Annotated in this window: 17 protein-coding genes and 1 pseudogene; 13 read left to right on the plus strand and 5 right to left on the minus strand. The window is 68.8% G+C overall.

Features of this window, described 5'->3' with window-relative positions:
* A partial coding sequence (locus H0W38_RS04635) for an ABC transporter substrate-binding protein (RefSeq protein ID WP_292451619.1) occupies window positions 1-873 on the plus strand: 873 nt, incomplete at its 5' end.
* Between the two features lie 38 nt (window positions 874-911).
* On the opposite strand, the gene H0W38_RS04640 is transcribed toward H0W38_RS04635, so the two are convergent.
* The gene (locus H0W38_RS04640) at window positions 912-1,343 is read right to left on the minus strand and encodes a DUF1841 family protein (protein ID WP_292451621.1); all 432 of its coding nucleotides are present in this window, start codon (window positions 1,341-1,343) and stop codon (window positions 912-914) included.
* 128 nt (window positions 1,344-1,471) lie between these two features.
* Here H0W38_RS04640 and H0W38_RS04645 point away from each other — a divergent pair, with 128 nt between their 5' ends.
* Genes H0W38_RS04645 through H0W38_RS04665 form a run of 5 tightly spaced genes read left to right on the plus strand, consistent with a single transcriptional unit; the run spans window position 1,472 to window position 7,008 of the window.
* Window positions 1,472-2,260 (plus strand): GntR family transcriptional regulator, encoded by a 789-nt coding sequence (locus tag H0W38_RS04645; protein WP_292451623.1) that lies wholly within the window; start codon window positions 1,472-1,474, stop codon window positions 2,258-2,260.
* Window positions 2,261-2,262: 2 nt separating this feature from the next.
* Window positions 2,263-3,609 (plus strand): malonyl-CoA decarboxylase, encoded by a 1,347-nt coding sequence (locus H0W38_RS04650; RefSeq protein ID WP_292451625.1) that lies wholly within the window; start codon window positions 2,263-2,265, stop codon window positions 3,607-3,609.
* A 48-nt stretch (window positions 3,610-3,657) separates the two neighbouring features.
* Complete coding sequence (locus H0W38_RS04655) at window positions 3,658-4,650, plus strand: tripartite tricarboxylate transporter substrate binding protein (protein WP_292451627.1); 993 nt, start codon at window positions 3,658-3,660, stop codon at window positions 4,648-4,650.
* A 34-nt stretch (window positions 4,651-4,684) separates the two neighbouring features.
* Window positions 4,685-5,473, plus strand: a complete 789-nt coding sequence (locus H0W38_RS04660) for an enoyl-CoA hydratase-related protein (protein WP_292451628.1) — start codon at window positions 4,685-4,687, stop codon at window positions 5,471-5,473.
* A complete protein-coding gene (locus H0W38_RS04665; protein ID WP_292451629.1) occupies window positions 5,470-7,008 on the plus strand; it encodes a malonyl-CoA synthase in 1,539 nt (512 codons plus the stop codon). Before H0W38_RS04660 ends, H0W38_RS04665 begins: the two co-directional genes overlap by 4 nt.
* A 12-nt stretch (window positions 7,009-7,020) precedes the next feature.
* Here H0W38_RS04665 and H0W38_RS04670 read toward each other — a convergent pair whose 3' ends face one another.
* Entirely contained in the window at window positions 7,021-7,464 is a 444-nt protein-coding gene (locus tag H0W38_RS04670) for a TM2 domain-containing protein (protein WP_292451630.1), read from the minus strand.
* Window positions 7,461-8,033: a GNAT family N-acetyltransferase gene (locus H0W38_RS04675; RefSeq protein ID WP_292451632.1), complete on the minus strand. Its 573-nt coding sequence runs from the start codon at window positions 8,031-8,033 to the stop codon at window positions 7,461-7,463. The genes H0W38_RS04670 and H0W38_RS04675 overlap by 4 nt, the downstream gene beginning before the upstream one ends.
* Before the next feature lie 167 nt (window positions 8,034-8,200).
* Here H0W38_RS04675 and rpsP point away from each other — a divergent pair, with 167 nt between their 5' ends.
* The 6 genes from rpsP to H0W38_RS04705 all read left to right on the plus strand — a co-directional run bounded on the left by rpsP (window position 8,201) and on the right by H0W38_RS04705 (window position 12,172).
* Window positions 8,201-8,464 (plus strand): 30S ribosomal protein S16, encoded by a 264-nt coding sequence (rpsP, locus tag H0W38_RS04680; protein WP_292451634.1) that lies wholly within the window; start codon window positions 8,201-8,203, stop codon window positions 8,462-8,464.
* A 28-nt stretch (window positions 8,465-8,492) separates the two neighbouring features.
* Entirely contained in the window at window positions 8,493-9,080 is a 588-nt protein-coding gene (gene rimM, locus H0W38_RS04685) for a ribosome maturation factor RimM (protein ID WP_292451635.1), read from the plus strand.
* A gap of 10 nt (window positions 9,081-9,090) precedes the next feature.
* Window positions 9,091-9,852, plus strand: coding sequence for a tRNA (guanosine(37)-N1)-methyltransferase TrmD (trmD, locus tag H0W38_RS04690; protein ID WP_292451637.1), 762 nt, complete (start codon window positions 9,091-9,093; stop codon window positions 9,850-9,852).
* An 80-nt stretch (window positions 9,853-9,932) separates the two neighbouring features.
* Entirely contained in the window at window positions 9,933-10,286 is a 354-nt protein-coding gene (gene rplS, locus H0W38_RS04695) for a 50S ribosomal protein L19 (RefSeq protein ID WP_292443137.1), read from the plus strand.
* 156 nt (window positions 10,287-10,442) lie between these two features.
* Window positions 10,443-11,132 (plus strand): CoA pyrophosphatase, encoded by a 690-nt coding sequence (locus H0W38_RS04700; protein ID WP_292451638.1) that lies wholly within the window; start codon window positions 10,443-10,445, stop codon window positions 11,130-11,132.
* A 50-nt stretch (window positions 11,133-11,182) separates the two neighbouring features.
* Complete coding sequence (locus H0W38_RS04705; protein ID WP_292451639.1) at window positions 11,183-12,172, plus strand: CobD/CbiB family protein; 990 nt, start codon at window positions 11,183-11,185, stop codon at window positions 12,170-12,172.
* A gap of 64 nt (window positions 12,173-12,236) precedes the next feature.
* Here H0W38_RS04705 and H0W38_RS04710 read toward each other — a convergent pair whose 3' ends face one another.
* Window positions 12,237-13,115, minus strand: a complete 879-nt coding sequence (locus H0W38_RS04710; RefSeq protein ID WP_292451640.1) for an alpha/beta hydrolase — start codon at window positions 13,113-13,115, stop codon at window positions 12,237-12,239.
* A gap of 45 nt (window positions 13,116-13,160) precedes the next feature.
* Window positions 13,161-14,567: an argininosuccinate lyase gene (gene argH, locus H0W38_RS04715; RefSeq protein ID WP_292451642.1), complete on the minus strand. Its 1,407-nt coding sequence runs from the start codon at window positions 14,565-14,567 to the stop codon at window positions 13,161-13,163.
* 153 nt (window positions 14,568-14,720) lie between these two features.
* Between argH and H0W38_RS04720 the strand changes: the two are divergent.
* A pseudogene (locus H0W38_RS04720) lies at window positions 14,721-15,140 on the plus strand (hypothetical protein); the annotation flags it as partial.

The following is a 15,140-nucleotide window of genomic DNA, read 5'->3' on the forward strand; positions in this document are numbered from 1 at the left end:
ATTTCCGGGCAGATCGATTTCGTGCTGGACCCCGCCCCGCAGGACGTGCCGCGGCTGCGCCGCACCGAGGGCGTCAAGGTCATCGACGGCCCGGAGAACCGTGTGCTCTTCATCGGCATGGACCAGGCGCGCGACAAGCTTCTCTACGGCCGCGTGCCGGGTGATCGCAACCCGTTCAAGGATCTGCGCGTTCGCCGCGCTCTCTATCACGCCATCGATATCGAGACGCTGAAGACCAAGCTGATGCGCGGCCAGTCGCTGCCCACCGGCGGCATCACGCCCTCGCCGCTGGGCGCCTACAACGATCCCGATCTCGAGCGGCGCCTGCCCTACGACCTGAAAGCGGCGCGCCAGTTGATGAGCGCCGCCGGCTATGCCGAGGGCTTCGCGGTCACGCTCGACTGCCCGAACAACCGCTACATCAACGACGAGGAAATCTGCCTGGCGCTGGCGGCGATGTGGGCGCAGATCAAGGTGAAGCTCGCGGTCAACGCGATGCCGCGCAGCACTTACTTTCCCAAGCTGCAGCGTGGCGATACCTCGATGTACCTGCTGGGCTGGGGCGGCTCGATCACCGATGCAGAAACTACGCTCACGCCGATCCTGCGCAGCCGCGGCGAAGCCGGCGCCGGCACGTGGAACTTCGGCGGCGTGCAGAACGAAAAGCTCGATGCGCTCATCAAAGCCTCCAGCCGCGAGCCCGACGCCGCCAAGCGCGAGGCGCTCGTCAAGGCCGCGCTGCAGGAGCACAAGGAGCAGGTGCACCACATTCCGCTGCACCGGCAGATCATTCCGTGGGCCGCACGCAGCAACGTGACGGTCGTGCATCGTGCCGACAACTGGCTCGAGTGGCAGTGGATCAGTGTGAAGTGACCTGAGCGCCCGGTGCGCTGCCCGCGCGGGAGCAGCGCTCAGCGCGTCGCGCGGCGCCTCACGCAGTCGATGTAGGCCTCGCCGTCGGGCGGCAGGCCGCTGCGCTGCGAAGCCCAGAGCATCTCGCCCAGGCACTCCATCAGCTCGTGCTGCGCTTCGTGCGCCGAACCCCGCTTCGCCGCCAGCAGCGCGAACGCCTGCTTGATGCCGACCGGCTGATCGACGCTCAACTGCTCGGTGATCGACAGGTGCATCGACAGATGCAGGAAGGGGTTGCTGCGGCCTTCCTCCACCGTGTAGCTCGCGGACAGCGCCGCGTCGGCGTCGGTCAGGTCGGCGTGGTACTCCGGATGCTCGGCGATCCAGTCGGCGGCGATCGCCTCCATCGGCGTAAGCGGCTCGCCCCCGAGCTGCTTGCGGTAGGCGGTGCAGAAGAAAAGTCGGACGTCGTTTTGAGAGGGAGAAAACATTCGAGGATTGTCGCGGCGACCTCCGAAGCCGCCGTCTGGACGGCTTATCCGGGCCGATGCCGTTGTAATTATGAATTTTGTCGGCTAGCCTTCAGAGGCGCTCTTCCCCGACTGCCGACAGATCCGCAATGGCCGACCTCAGCGATTTCACCGCCCTGACCGACGCAATCCGTCCCGTCTCGCTGCACGAGGAAGTGGCTTCGCGACTGCGGGCGATGATCTTCGAGCGCCAGCTGGCGCCCGGGCAATGGGTTGATGAGCAGGCGCTGGCGCGCGACTGGGCCATCAGCCGCACGCCGGTGCGCGAGGCGCTGAAGGTGCTGGTCTCCGAAGGTCTGGTCACGCTCGAGCCGCGCCGCGGCTGCCGGGTCACCGAGGTGTCGGAAGACGATGCCGAGCGACTCTTCCCCGTCATGGCGCTGCTCGAAGGCCGCTGCGCCTTCGAGGCGGCGCAGCGCGCGAGCGATGCCGAACTTACCGAGCTGTCCCGGCTGCACGATGCGCTGGAGCGCCACGCCGCTGCCGGCGACGGCGACGGCTACTACCGCGCCAACCACGTGTTTCACAGCCGCGTGCAGGCCGTCGCCGCCAATCCCTGGCTGAGCCGCAGCACGGAGCAGCTGCGCGTGTTCATGCGCCTGCTGCGCGGGCGCCAGCTGCGGCGGCCGGGGCGCATGGCGGCGTCCATCGTCGAGCACCGCGAACTGATCGACGCACTCACGGCCCGCGATGCGCCGCGCGCCGCGCGCGTGATGCACGATCACCTGATGGCCCAACTGGCGGCGCTGCAGGCGCTGCGTGCCCGGGAGCGCGGCGCCGCACCGGACGGTGTGAGCGAAGTCGAAGCCAAAGCCGAAGCCGATGTGAGCCCGCGCCCGCCGCGCCCCGCCCGTCGCCGGGCTACCTCCGGAGTTTGAGCATGTGGACGCTGCCAGCCCTCAACCTCGGCACCTTCCGTGCCGCCGGGCCTCTGTCGCGGCGCAAGCCGGCGTCGCCGGCCGATCCGAAGCGGCTCGACCGCATCCTGCGCGGCAGTCGCCGGCTGCTGTCCGAGCGCGGCGAAGCCAACAGTTTCGCGATCGCCGCCGAACTGCTGGCCGATCTGCAGGCATTGACGCCGGCGCAGCATCCGGCGTTCTTCGAGCTGTTGTCCGCGGAGTTCGGCCCTGATCCGCAAGCAGTGCTCGACGCCGCGCAGCGCTACGCCCGCGAGCCCGGCGCGGCGCAGTTGATCGATCTGGCCGCCAAGGTCGAGCCGCCGCGCCAGGAACTGCTGCGCCGCCTGAGCCGTGCGCCCGGCGGCACCGCGGCGATCGTCGCGCTGCGCCGTTCGCTGATCGCGGCGCTGAAGGCCAAGCCAGAGCTGGCCGCCGTGGAGTCCGACTTCCAGCACCTGCTGTCGTCCTGGTTCAACGCCGGCTTCCTGCAGATGCAGCGGGTGGATTGGGGCTCGAGCGCGGCTCTGCTCGAACGCATCATCGAGCACGAGGCGGTGCATGCGATCGACGGCTGGCGCGACCTGCGCCGCCGCCTGCAGCCCGACCGCCGCTGCTTCGCGTTTTTTCACCCGGCGCTGCCGGGCGAGCCGCTCATCTTCGTGGAGGTCGCGCTCGTGCCGGAGATGCCGGAAGCGATCGCGCCGCTGATCGACCCGGCGTCGGAGCCGGGGCCGCTGAGCGAGTTCAAGGTCGCGACCTTCTATTCGATCAGCAACTGCGAGCCGGGGCTGAAGGGCGTGTCGCTCGGCAACTTCCTCATCAAGCGCGTGGCCGAGCAGTTGAAGCAGGAGCTGCCGCAGCTCAAGAGCTTTTGCACGCTGTCGCCCATGCCCGGCTTCGCCGACTGGCTGAAGAAAAGCGGCCGCTGGGACGATCGCGGCGAGCTGCCTGCACGGCAGCTGCAGCGCCTGACCGAGGCCGATGCCGTGCTGCGCGCGGCCTTCGGCGCGGCGCTTGAGGGCTTGGGCGCCTTCGATCCGCGCACGGCCGCCGAGCCGCTTCGCGAGGCGATCGAACGGCTCGCCATGCACTACCTCGTGCACGAGTCGGTCACGCCGCGTGCCAACGCGGTGGCGAAGTTCCACCTGAACAACGGCGCCCGGTTGGAGCGGCTCAACTGGGCCGGCGACGTGGGCGCCAAGGGCCTGAAGCAATCGCTCGGCCTGATGGTCAATTACCTCTACAACCTCGACGAGGTCGAGGCGCAGCACGAGCGCTTCGTCCACGGCGAGGTCGTCAGTTCGCGCCGCCTGGCGCGCAAGCTCTAGCCGCCCGGCCGGAGACTCCCCAGCAAGAAGACCGACAGGAGACAACGCATGAAGACCTTTTCCCCGAACGGACGCCGCCAGGCGCTCCACGCAGCGCTGGCCCTCGCGGCCGGCTTGGCCGCGCCCTGGGCCGCGGCGCAGTCCTGGCCAACGAAGCCGGTGACGATCGTCGTGCCGTTCCCCGCCGGCGGCGGCACCGACGCCTTCGCGCGTCCGCTCACTGCCGTTCTCACCAAGGAGCTCGGCCGCCAGTTCATCATCGACAACAAGGGCGGCGCCGGCGGAACCCTCGGCGCGAGCCTTGCCGCCAAGGCCGCGCCCGACGGCTACACCTTCTTCATGGGCGCGGTGCACCACACCATCGCCCCGTCGATGTACCCGAACCTCGACTACGACCTGCAGGCCGATTTCATTCCCATCGCGCTGGTTTCGAGCGTGCCGCAGGTGATCGTGGTCCATCCGGGCAAGGTCAAGGCCAACACGCTCGGCGAGTTCATCGCCTATGCCAAGGCCAACCCCGGCAAACTGAATTACGGCTCGGCCGGCAACGGCACCTCGCACCATCTGGCGGGCGAGCTGTTCAAGCTGCAGACCAAGACCTTCATCACCCACATTCCCTACCGCGGCGCCGGGCCGGCACTGCAGGACTTGATCGCCGGGCAGGTGGATGTCATGTTCGACGGGCTCGGTTCGTCGTCCGGGCACATCAAGGGTGGGCGCATCAAGCCGCTCGCCGTGGCAGCCGCGAAGCCGGCGCCGGGATTCCCCGACCTGCCCACCAGCGTGAGCGGCGGTCTGCCGACCTACGAGGTCTCGAGCTGGTACGCGCTTTGGGCCCCCAAGGGAACGCCGCCCGAAGTGGTCGAGCGCATGACCGCCGAGGTGACGAAGGCGCTGAACACGCCCGAGCTCAAGAAGATGTGGAACAACCTCGGATCCGAGACGCCCACCCTCACCGGCAAGGCCTTCGGAACCTTCGTCGATGCCGAGGTCAAGCGCTGGGCGGAGGTGGTCAAGGCATCGGGCGCGAAGCTTCAATGAGGCGCAGGCCTCGGCAACGGGGCGCAGCAAGGGCATGAGCGGCAGCATTCGCTTCGAGCGCGATGCGGGCGATGCGCGCATCGCCCGCATCCGGATCGCGCATCCGGGCAAGCTCGGCGCGATCAGCGTCGCGATGTGGCGCTCGCTGCGCGACATTGCGGCCTGCCTCGATGCCATGACGCCCGCCCTGCATGCGGTCATCGTGTGCGGCGAGGACGGTGATTTCGCCGCCGGTGCCGACATTGCGGAGTTCCCGGGCTTTCGCTTCGCACCCGACACGCTGCGCGACTATCACGAAGGTGTGATCGCGCCGGCGCTGCATGCGCTGCGGGCGACGGACGTGCCGCTCATCGCGCAGATCGAAGGCGCTTGCGTCGGGGGCGGGCTGGAAATCGCGGCCTGCTGCGATTTGCGCATCGGGCAGCCGGATGCCCGTCTCGGCGCACCGGTGGCCAAGCTGGGCTTTCCGATGGCGCCCGATGAGTTGGCCGTCGTGCTGGCCGCGTTCGGCCGTGCCGGCGCCGCGGAGTTGTTGCTCGAAGCCGGACTGCTCGACGCCGCCGGTGCCCTTCAGCGCGGGCTGCTGCACCGCTTGGCGGACGATGCCGCGGCGGAAGCCTGGGCCACGGCGCAGCGCGTCGCCCAGAATCCCGCGTCGGTGGCGCGCGCCAACAAGCGCACGCTGCGCCAGCTTCTCGCCGGCGGACCGACCGAGCCCGAACGCGCAGCGCACTTCGGCTATGCGGCGAGCGCCACCCACCGGGAAGGCGTGACGGCGTTTCTCGAGCGGCGTGCGCCCCTTTCCCGCGACGAATCGCAATGATCTCGAACGACAACCTCTTCGCTGCATTGCGGGCCGGCTTTCCGCAGGACCTGGACCGTACCGCCGTCGAAACCGACAACGGCTTGGCCTACACCTGGGGCGATCTCGAGCGCGGCAGCGCGATGATCGCCAACCTGCTCCTGTCGCTCGAGCTGCCCGCCGGCACACGCGTCGCGGCACACACCGACAAGTCGGTCGAGGCGCTGCTCCTGTACCTGGCGACCTTGCGCGCGGGCTTGGTCTATCTGCCGCTGAACAACGCCTATCGCAAGGAAGAGCTGCGCTATTTCATCGCCAACGCCGAACCGGGCGTGGTGGTGTGCGCGGGTCGCGACTTCGGGTGGATCAGCAAGCTGGCGTTTTCGCTCGGCGTGCAGCAGGTCTTCACGCTGAACGACGACCGCAGCGGCACCCTGCTCGAACGCGCCTCGCAGCACAGCGACCGGCACGAGATCGCCGTCAAGCGCAGCGACGAGCTGGCGGCGATCCTCTACACCTCGGGCACCACCGGGCGCAGCAAGGGCGCGATGCTGAGTCACGGCAACCTGCTGAGCAATGCGCGCACGCTAAAAAGTTACTGGGACTGGCAGCCGGACGACGTGCTGATCCATGCGCTGCCGATCTTCCATGTGCATGGCCTCTTCGTCGCCTCGCACGGCGCCTTGCTGGGCGGCAGCACGATCCTGTGGTGTGCAAAGTTCGAGCCGCGCGCGGTGCTGGAACGGCTGCAGCGCGCCACGGTCTTCATGGGCGTGCCGACGCTCTACGTTCGGTTGCTGCACGAGGGCGGTCTCACACGCGAGGCCTGTGCGCACATGCGGCTTTTCGTCTCCGGCTCGGCGCCGCTGCTGATCGAGACCTTTCGCGATTGGAAGGCACGCACGGGCCACACGATCCTAGAGCGCTACGGCATGAGCGAGACGGTGATGCTCACCTCCAACCCCGGCCGCGCCCAGGACGGCGAGCGCATCGGCGGCACCGTGGGCAAGCCGCTGCCGGACGTGCAGGTGCGCGTGGTCGGTGACGCCGAGGGCGCCTTGCCGGCCGGCGAGATCGGCCGGGTGGAGGTGTGCGGGCCGAATGTTTTCCTCGGCTACTGGCGCATGCCCGAGAAGACGGCTGAAGAGTTCACCGCCGACGGCTGGTTCAAGACTGGCGACGTCGGCCGGTTTTCAGACGACGGCTACCTGAGCATCGTCGGGCGCAGCAAGGACCTCATCATCAGCGGCGGCTACAACGTCTATCCGGCCGAGGTCGAAGGCTATCTGAACGAGTTGCCCGGCGTGGCCGAGTCGGCGGTGATCGGCGTGCCGCATCCCGATTTCGGCGAGGCGGTGGTCGCCATGGCGGTCGCCAAACCGAATGTCGCCCTCGACAGCGATGGACTGCTGGCCGGGCTCAAGGCCCGCATCGCCAACTTCAAGGTGCCCAAGCGGCTCTTCGTCGTGGCCGAGCTGCCGCGCAATGCGATGGGCAAGGTGCAGAAGAACCTGCTGCGCGACGAGCACGTTGCGTTGTTCGCAGAGCCAGCCTGAACCGGCGGCCTGTCACTGGCTGATCTGCCGACCCGCTTCGACCTGCGACTCGAAATAGCGCTGCCCGCTGAAGGCGATGGTGGCGATCAACACGGTCGAGCCGACCGTCAAGGCCGCCAGGACGCCCAGCACCGCGAGCCAGCCGCTGCTCGTTGCAGCCGCACCGGCGTTGAAGCGCGCGTTCCACCTCTCGTCGGGCATGAGGCCGTAGACGATGGCCGCCAGCATGCTGGCCGAGAGCACCAGCCCGAGCAGCGGAATCAAGGCCCAGGCCAGACGGTCGTCGTGGCCGAGTTCGAGCATGCGCCACACGCCGTAGGAGCCGAGCAGCGCCGGCGGCAGGTGCAGCCAGCCCCAGACGTCCTTCGGGCCGTGCAAGTAGAAGCGGTGCAGACCCAGGCTGCCGGCGACGAAGGCGAGCCAGGTGGCGAGCGTCTTCGATTTGGCCGCCCTCATGCAGCGGGTGCCGGCTGCGCGCCACCGCCGACCGGCGCGTGGTCGCCCAGTCCGAGCGCGCGCTGCAGGATCACCACGTCGAGCCAGCGGCCGAACTTCCAGCCGGCCGAGCGCATCGTGCCCACGTCGGTGAAGCCGAGCGAGCGGTGCACACCCACCGAGGCCGCGTTGGCGCTGTCGCCGATCACCGCGAACATCTGGCGTGCGCCGAGCGCTTCGCAGCGCGCGACCAGCTCGGCCAGCAGCAGCCGGCCGACGCCGCGACCTTGTGCTTCAGGCGAGAGGTAGATCGAATCCTCTAGCGCGAAACGGTAGGCCGGACGGGGCCGGAAATGAGTGGCGTAGGCGAAGCCGAGCACCGTGCCGGCCTGCTCGGCCACCAGCCACGGCAGCCCTTTGGCCAGCACGTCGTTGCGGCGGCGCGCCATTTCTTCCAGGCCCGGTGCAGCGAGCTCGAAGGTGCCGCTGCTGTGTTCGGTGTGCCAGCCGTAGATCGTGCCGATGGCCGGCAGGTCGGCGGCACGGCTGGGCCGCAACAGCAGGGTTTGGGGCAGGACGGGTTCGCTCATCAGCGGCAAGTTTATAATGCCCGGTTTCGGTGACGGCACCCCACTAACGTGGCGCCTGTTCGAAGAACCGACGTGCCAGCGCAAGCCGGCATCCCCAGATTCGCAAGCCCCGAGCCGTGATGTCCACAGGCGGGCGCAGTGGATTTCGCAAACTTGAAGGAAACATCATGGTCGTGATCCGACTTGCACGCGGCGGCTCCAAGAAGCGCCCCTTCTACAACATCGTTGCCGCGCCGGCGCGCAACCGCCGCGACGGCCGGTTCCTCGAGCGCGTGGGTTTCTACAACCCGGTCGCCTCGGGCGGCGAAGAGCCGCTGCGCGTGGTGTTCGACCGCGTCGACTACTGGGTCAGCCACGGCGCGCAAATGTCGCCCACCGTGGCCCGCCTGGTGCAGGACGCCAAGGCCAAGGTCGCGCCCGCCGCGGCCTGATCCACGAGCGACGACGGGTCGCCGCAACGTGGCTGCCGCCTCGCAGGACGACGCCGTCGTCTGGCCCGAGGACGCCATCGAGGTCGGGCGCATCGTCGATGCCTGGGGTTTGCAGGGCGGCATCAAGGTGGTGCCCTTCTCGAGCGATCCACAGGCGCTGTTCTCGTCGCGCCGATGGTTTCTGCGGCCGCCCGAAGCTAAGTTGCCTGGCCGGGACACGGGCGTCGTGCCGAGCCTGCTGCACATCACGCAGGCGCGCACTCAAGGCGACGTCATCGTCGCCAACGTACGTGACCTGGCGGACCGCACGGCGGCCGAAGCCTTGCGCGGCTGCCGGGTGTTCGTCCCGCGCGCGAGCTTTCCGAGCACGCAGCCCGACGAGTACTACTGGCACGATCTGATCGGTCTCGCCGTGGTCAATCGGGAAGGCGAGGCGCTCGGCACGGTGGCGGGTCTCCTCGACACCGGCGCGCACAGCGTTCTGCGCGTGGCGCCGGCTGCGAGCGACGCGGTCAGCGACGACGGCGAGCGGTTGATTCCCTTCGTTGCAGCCTACGTCGACGGCGTCGATCTGACCGAACGCCTGATCACGGTCGATTGGGGCCTCGATTACTGAGGCGCTGCGCATGCGCTTCGACGTCCTTACGTTGTTTCCGGAATGGTTCGCGCCCCTGCGAACCGTCGGCATCACACGGCGCGCCTTCGATGGCGGCGGTGTCGATCTGCTGCTATGGCCGCTGCGCGACTTCGCCGACGACGCCTATCGCCGGGTGGACGACCGCTGCTTCGGCGGCGGCCCCGGCATGGTGATGCTCGCCCCGCCGCTGGAGCGCGCGCTCGCTGCGGCGCGCAGCGCTCAGGTGGAAGCAGGCGCGTCGCGCACGCCGGTGCTGTTGTTCAGCCCGGCCGGAGCCCGGCTGACGCAAGCGCGCGTTGAAGCGCTGGCCGCCAGCCCGGGAGCGGTGCTGGTGTGCGGGCGCTACGAAGGCATCGATCAGCGCTTCATCGAGCGGCATGTCGATGAGGAGTTGAGCCTGGGTGATTTCGTGCTTTCCGGCGGTGAGATGGCGGCGTTGGCGCTGCTCGATGCCACCGCCCGGCTGCAGCCCGGCGTGTTGCGCGACCCCGAGTCGCATCGCCAGGACAGCTTTTCGGACGGCCTGCTCGACTGCCCCCATTACAGCCGACCCGAGCGCCTGGGCAGCGCTGCAGAGGATGCCGTGCCCTCGGTGCTGCTGTCAGGTCATCACGCCGAAATTGCGCGCTGGCGGCGCGAGCGCCAACTCGAACTCACCGCGCGGCGCCGGCCCGACTTGATCGAAGCGGCCCGCGCGCTTGGGCGCCTCGCGCCTGCGGACGAGCGCTACCTTCGTTCTCTGCCTCTATAATCTGCGGTTTTTCGATCCTCTGCCCGGCCCTGGCCACTTCGGCCCAGCGATGCGCGTGCACGATCACCAGGAGTGAACCCATGGACTTGATCCAAACCCTCGAGCAGGAAGAGATCGCTCGCCTGAACAAGACGATCCCGCCTTTCGCCCCCGGCGACACGGTGATCGTCAGCGTCAAGGTGGTCGAAGGCACGCGCAAGCGGCTGCAGGCCTACGAAGGCGTCGTGATCGCCAAGCGCAACCGCGGCCTCAACAGCGCGTTCATCGTGCGCAAGATCTCCAGCGGCGAAGGCGTCGAGCGCACGTTCCAGCTCTATAGCCCCCTTATCGCCGCGATCGAGGTCAAGCGCCGCGGCGATGTGCGCCGCGCCAAGCTCTATTACCTGCGCGAGCGCAGCGGCAAGTCGGCGCGCATCAAGGAAAAACTCGGCTGATGAAGCCGCCCGCGGGCACGAGCCCCGGGTCGCGCTTCAGCGCGAAGCAATTTTGGCGCGGCCCCGCGCAGCCGGCCGCATCGAATGCCGGCCTGCCTTCAGCCTGATCGACTCGCCACATCAACCGCTGCGCCGTCCCGGCCCGGCGGTTTTTTCATGTCCCGACTGCCCGTTTTCGATCCGGAAGAGCTCCCCGTGATTGCAGCGGTTGGCGATCTGCCGCCGGTGCCTGCCGAGCGGTTGACACCCGCTGCCTTGCGCGAGCGCTTCCGTGCGCCGCCGGCCTGGCAGCCCGAGCTGCTGGCCGATCGCCCGGGACTGCAGCGCACGCCGGCGCGGGCCTCGGTGCTCGTCGCCCTGGTGCTGCGCGATGAGCTCACCGTGCTGCTGACGCGCCGCACCGATCACCTGCGACACCACGCCGGGCAGATCAGCTTTCCCGGCGGTCGCGCCGAGCCGGGCGATGCCGACGCCCTCGCCACTGCACTCCGCGAGGCGCAGGAAGAAGTGGGGCTGGCGCCGGGCGAGGCCGAGGTGATCGGCCTGCTGCCGCAGTACACGACCGTCACGCAGTTCGTCGTCACGCCGGTGGTCGCGTTGGTCACGCCTGCCTTCACGCTGCGGCCCGACCCGGGCGAGGTCGACGAGGTGTTCGAGGTGCCGCTCGCCTTCCTGATGAACCCGGCGCACCACGAGCGCCGCGGCATCGAGATCGAGGGTGCGACCCGCGAGTTCTTCAGCATGCCGTGGTCGGGCGCGGACGCACTCGGCGCGTCGCGCCGCTACTTCATCTGGGGTGCGACCGCAGCCATGCTGCGCAACTTCTACCGCTTCCTTAGCGCCTGAGCGGCACGGCCGCAACGAGTGCGCGGCAAGTCGCTGGCTATCATCGACGCATGAGTTTTTTCGCGGTCTTGCTGGCCCTGGTGATCGAGCAATTGCGGCCGCTGCCGCGCCAGAACGGGGTTCACGAAGCGCTCGTTGCCTGGACGCGCTGGATCGGCCGCAACTTCGACGCCGGCCGCGATCATCATGCATGGGTCGTCTGGCTGATCAGCGCGTTGCTGCCGACGCTGGCCGTCGCTGCGATCTTCATCGCGCTGGTGCGTGTGAACCCGCTGCTCGGCTTCGGCTGGAACGTCGTGGTGCTCTACCTCACGCTCGGCTTTCGCCAGTTCAGCCACTACTACACCGACATCCGCGATGCGCTCGAGCGCCGCGACGAGGTGCAGGCGCGTTCACTGCTCGCTCAGTGGCGCCATCTCGACGCGAGCGACCTGCCACGCACCGAACTGCTGCGCCACGTGATCGAGCATTCGCTGCTCGCGGCGCACCGCCATGTGTTCGGCGTGTTCTTCTGGTTCGTTCTGCTGGGCTCGTTCGGGCTCGGTCCGGCCGGGGCGGTGCTTTATCGGCTGGCCGAGTTCGCCAGCCGCTTCTGGGCCTTTCGCAGCCACACCGTCGGCATGCCCACCAACGAGCGGCTGATGCAGCGCTCGCAGCAGATCTTCTCGCTGATGGACCACATGCCGGCTCGGCTCACCGCCTTCGGCTTCGCGGTCGTCGGCAACTTCGAAGAGGCGATCTCCTGCTGGCGTCGCGACGCCGCGCTGTGGCAGCACTCCAGCGACGGCGTGATCCTGGCTTCAGCCGCCGGTGCGGTCGGCGTTCGCCTGGGCGGCAGCGCCGCGCCGCCGCTGGCGGCAGACCTGTCCAAGGGCCTCACGGCCGGTGGCGGCGCAGACGAGATTCATTCGCTCGGTTCCACGCCCGGCGCTGCGCCGGAGTTCGGGCACTTGCGCAGCGTCGTCGGCCTGGTGTGGCGCTCGGTGGTGCTGTGGATGCTGCTGCTGGCGTTGATGACGCTGGCCAATCTGATCGGCTGAGCCGCGCTGCTGTGAGCCGGCCGGCCGGGCTTGAGCACGGCGACGCGGCAACGCCGTGAGTGCTTCACGAACCGGTCTCGGTTTTGATGAAAGCCTCGACATCGTCCAGCACCGGCGCAAGCCAGCGCAAGGGTCTTGCGAATGCGCCCAGCAGGCTGACGTGACCGACGCGCTCGTACCAGCGCAAGCTGACATCGGTGCCGGCGCGCCGCAGCCGCTCCGCAAGTCGTGCCGTGTTGCGCTGCGGATTGACCACGGCGTCGTCGCGCGCCGCGCCGAGGAAGCTGCGCACCGCGTGCTGATCCGCATGGCGGATCGGCTGCGAATCCGGCGGCACGTTTGGATGGTGGAACACCGGGCGCACGTCGGGGTTGACGATGGGCACGAAGTCGTAGGGTCCGGCCAGACCGATCCAGCCGGCCAGCCGTTCGGGTGCGAGCCCTTGCGTGGCCAGCCAGCGCCCATCGAGCGCCAGCATGGCCGCGTTGTAGGCGCCGGCGCTATGGCCCATCACGAACACGTGCTCGGCATTGCCGCCGAAGCGCGGCGCCTCGCGCAACGCGAAGGCTAGGGCGCCGGCGCAATCAACCAGGAAGTCGGGGTAGCGCACCTGCGGGTAGAGACGGTAATCGGCCACCAGGGTGAGCACGCCGCGCGAAGCGAGAGCTTCGCCGATGAAGCGGTAGCCGGCGCGCTCGCCGCTGTTCCAGGAACCGCCGTAGAAGAACAGCACGACCGGGTGGCCGCCGGGTGGCGACGGGGAGGTCGGCTGATAGATGTCGAGGCGCTGGCGAGGATCGCTGCCGTAGGCGAGGTCAGGCGTGAGTGGGTGAGTGCCAGCCGGCAGCAGCGCGTTGAGCGCACGCGTGGGTGAACATGCGGTCAGGGCCAGCGCGCTGGCCGCAAGCCCGCTGGAAAACAGCATCTGCCGGCGCGTCTTCATCGCAGCGCATACGCACGCTGCGCGCCGTCGAATGCGAACACGGCTTCAGGCGGGGCCGAGCCGTGCCCGATGCCGCGCGATCTGCACCCGCACCTGCGCCGGCGCCGTACCGCCGAGCACCTGCCGCGCATCGAGCGAGCCGCGCAGCGTGAGCAGGGCATACACCTCTTCGCCGATCGACGGGTGAAAAGTCTGCAGCGTGGCCAGCGGCAGCTCCGACAGATCGACGCCCTGAGCGATGGCGACCTTGACCGCATGCGCGACCACCTCGTGTGCATCGCGAAACGGCAGCCCCTTCTTCACCAGGTAGTCGGCCAGATCGGTCGCGGTGGCGTAGCCCTTGAGCGCGGCGCGTTCCATCGCTTCGGGCTTGACGCTGATGCCGCCCACCAGCTCGGCAAAGATGCGCAGCGTGTCGCTCAGTGTGTCGACCGTGTCGAACAGCGGCTCCTTGTCTTCCTGGTTGTCCTTGTTGTAGGCCAGCGGCTGGCCCTTCATCAAGGTGAGCAGGCCCATCAGGTGGCCGACCACGCGGCCGGTCTTGCCGCGCGCGAGTTCGGGCACGTCGGGGTTCTTCTTCTGCGGCATGATCGACGAGCCGGTGCAGAAGCGATCGGCCAGGTCGATGAAGCCGAAACTCTGGCTCATCCACAGGATCAGCTCCTCGCTCAGGCGCGACACGTGCACCATGCACAGCGCTGCGGCGGCAGAGAACTCGATGGCGAAGTCGCGGTCGCTCACGGCGTCGAGCGAGTTCTGGCATACCCCCTCGAAGCCGAGCGTGCGCGCCACGCGCTCACGATCGAGCGGATAGCTCGTGCCGGCCAGCGCGGCGGCGCCGAGCGGCAGGCGGTTGACTCTTCTGCGCACGTCGAGCAGGCGTTCGGCGTCCCGCGAGAACATCTCCACGTACGCCAGCAGATGGTGGCCGAAGCTCACGGGTTGGGCCACCTGCAGGTGCGTGAAACCGGGCAGGATCACTTCGGCGTTGGGTTCGGCCACATCGACCAGTGCGCGCTGCAACGCCGTGAGCAACGCGCACAGCGAGTCGATCTCGCCGCGCAGCCACAGGCGCACGTCGGTGGCGACCTGGTCGTTGCGCGAGCGGCCGGTGTGCAGGCGCTTGCCGGCGTCGCCCACGAGTTGGGTCAGGCGCGCCTCGATGTTGAGGTGCACGTCCTCGAGCTCGAGCTTCCACTCGAAGGCGCCCGATTCGATGTCGGCCGCGATCTGCGCCATGCCGCGCACGATGGCGGCGTGGTCGTCGGCACCGAGGATGCGCTGCGCGGCAAGCATCTCCGCGTGGGCGAGCGACGCGTCGATGTCGGCGCGCCACAGGCGCTTGTCGAAATCGACGCTGGCGGTGTAGCGCTGCACCAGCTCGCTCATCGGTTCGGAGAACAGCGCCGACCAGGCCCGTGACTTCTTGTCGAATTGGTTGTCGTTGCTCATCGAAGGGCGGGTGCTGCGGCTTGCCGTGGACCGCATGGGTTGTGGACAATCGATTGTAGAAGGCGACTTTTCACCCTCGCGCTGCTCTTGCACCGCTCCCGCACCCATCCCTGCGCCGCTCCTGACTCAACCCCCGAACGCGACGAACACCCGGTGACTGCCGCGAAATCCTCTGCCCAGCCCGTCGGTGGCACGCCGGCGTCCGGCCCGGGCACGAGCACGGCACCCGCGCTGCTGAGCACCGGCTTCGGCGGTCTGGACGGCGACACGCCGGGCAGGCGCCTGGCTGACGACCGAAGTTCGGCCTTCGACGTCTGCCACGTCGGCGTCGTGCTGCGGGCGGTCTTGTTCGTGCATGGCGTGCTCGCGCTCGGCGTGGCCTTTTCGGTGCCCGATGCCGCTGCGTGGTGGCGCCAGTTCGCCGCCACTTCGGCGGTCGCGCTCCCCGCCTTGCTGGTCTGGCTGATCACCGCCTGCCTCGCCGAGCGCCCCCTGGCCCGGCTGCCGGCCGGCGCGCAATGGGCCGCCGCGATCTCCTGGGGCGGCGCCTGCGCCCTGGCGGCGCGCAGCTTG

It is taken from the genome of Methylibium sp., from assembly GCF_013817365.1.
Taxonomy (GTDB): domain Bacteria; phylum Pseudomonadota; class Gammaproteobacteria; order Burkholderiales; family Burkholderiaceae_C; genus Methylibium.

Coding starts and splice junctions, on each gene's coding strand:
- H0W38_RS04710 (WP_292451640.1), bottom strand. CDS start 13,115: ATGAAGACGCGCCGGCAGATGCTGTTTTCCAGCGGGCTTGCGGCCAGC.
- H0W38_RS04660 (WP_292451628.1), top strand. CDS start 4,685: ATGAGCGGCAGCATTCGCTTCGAGCGCGATGCGGGCGATGCGCGCATC.
- H0W38_RS04645 (WP_292451623.1), top strand. CDS start 1,472: ATGGCCGACCTCAGCGATTTCACCGCCCTGACCGACGCAATCCGTCCC.
- H0W38_RS04665 (WP_292451629.1), top strand. CDS start 5,470: ATGATCTCGAACGACAACCTCTTCGCTGCATTGCGGGCCGGCTTTCCG.
- argH (WP_292451642.1), bottom strand. CDS start 14,567: ATGAGCAACGACAACCAATTCGACAAGAAGTCACGGGCCTGGTCGGCG.
- rplS (WP_292443137.1), top strand. CDS start 9,933: ATGGACTTGATCCAAACCCTCGAGCAGGAAGAGATCGCTCGCCTGAAC.
- trmD (WP_292451637.1), top strand. CDS start 9,091: ATGCGCTTCGACGTCCTTACGTTGTTTCCGGAATGGTTCGCGCCCCTG.
- H0W38_RS04670 (WP_292451630.1), bottom strand. CDS start 7,464: ATGAGGGCGGCCAAATCGAAGACGCTCGCCACCTGGCTCGCCTTCGTC.
- H0W38_RS04640 (WP_292451621.1), bottom strand. CDS start 1,343: ATGTTTTCTCCCTCTCAAAACGACGTCCGACTTTTCTTCTGCACCGCC.
- H0W38_RS04655 (WP_292451627.1), top strand. CDS start 3,658: ATGAAGACCTTTTCCCCGAACGGACGCCGCCAGGCGCTCCACGCAGCG.
- H0W38_RS04705 (WP_292451639.1), top strand. CDS start 11,183: ATGAGTTTTTTCGCGGTCTTGCTGGCCCTGGTGATCGAGCAATTGCGG.
- H0W38_RS04700 (WP_292451638.1), top strand. CDS start 10,443: ATGTCCCGACTGCCCGTTTTCGATCCGGAAGAGCTCCCCGTGATTGCA.
- H0W38_RS04675 (WP_292451632.1), bottom strand. CDS start 8,033: ATGAGCGAACCCGTCCTGCCCCAAACCCTGCTGTTGCGGCCCAGCCGT.
- H0W38_RS04650 (WP_292451625.1), top strand. CDS start 2,263: ATGTGGACGCTGCCAGCCCTCAACCTCGGCACCTTCCGTGCCGCCGGG.
- rpsP (WP_292451634.1), top strand. CDS start 8,201: ATGGTCGTGATCCGACTTGCACGCGGCGGCTCCAAGAAGCGCCCCTTC.